Raw genomic sequence first — 809 nt, 5'->3', positions numbered from 1 at the left:
TCGCCTCTTTGTCGTCGGTCGTCGCCTTGGTGTTATAACGCGACCACTCAACACCATTTGAATAGTTTGATTGTATTGTCGGCAGCTGCAAAATATCCGTTTTACTGATGTCTAGATAGCTGCGCCTAAAAATGGTGTGGTTGCTTGACGCGTACAAATACTCTTTTTCTTTGTATAGGTCGAGATAGGTCAATCCGGCGTCAGGCGTTGTCCTCTGCATAACAGCAATGTCGACTTCATCATGACTGAGCTTCTCTTTCGCTGCATGGCTGCTTCCCATCGTGAGGTACAGATTAATGTTAGGAAACTTTTGGCTGACCTTTTGTAAGGTGTGGGTGACCAGCATCTCTTGGTGATTAATAAAGTTGTCGTCGATGTAGATACGTAGCTCGCCACGGGTGGTCTCATCGATGGAGTTGATCACATTAGTGAAGTTATCAATCCCTTCATGTAAGGCCAAGTAGGCACGATAAATTACCTCCCCTTCCGGTGTTAGCTTGAAGCCGCTTCTCCCCCTTTGGCACAGGGAAAATCCAAATCGAGTTTCTAGATCTGACAGGGCGATGCTGATGGTTGCTTTGTTTTTGCCTAGTACGTCTTGGGCTGGGGTGACGCCATTATTCTCAACCACCACTTTAAAGATGTTCAGCAGGCGTAAATCAGAGTGGGAAAATTGATTAATTGTTTTCTTAGCCATTGCTATCTCTAGTTAGTTTGAAATAAGCAAACTTACGTTTTGGTAAATGCAATTTAATGCGAGCAACGCGCTATGTAAAGTAAATGTTATCACTTTGTTTAATTGCTGTTTT

The 809-nt window shown here is 43.6% G+C and carries 1 protein-coding gene; it reads right to left on the bottom strand.

The genetic code is table 11. The features are described 5' to 3' along the window. Positions 1-697, bottom strand: a 697-nt coding sequence (locus KIV40_RS33380) for a LysR family transcriptional regulator (protein WP_285353697.1), incomplete at its 3' end; no start/stop codon positions are given. Positions 698-809: the final 112 nt, after the last annotated feature.

The sequence above is a fragment of the Vibrio sp. D173a genome, from assembly GCF_030248475.1.
This window is presented reverse-complemented; position numbering and strand designations above follow the sequence as displayed.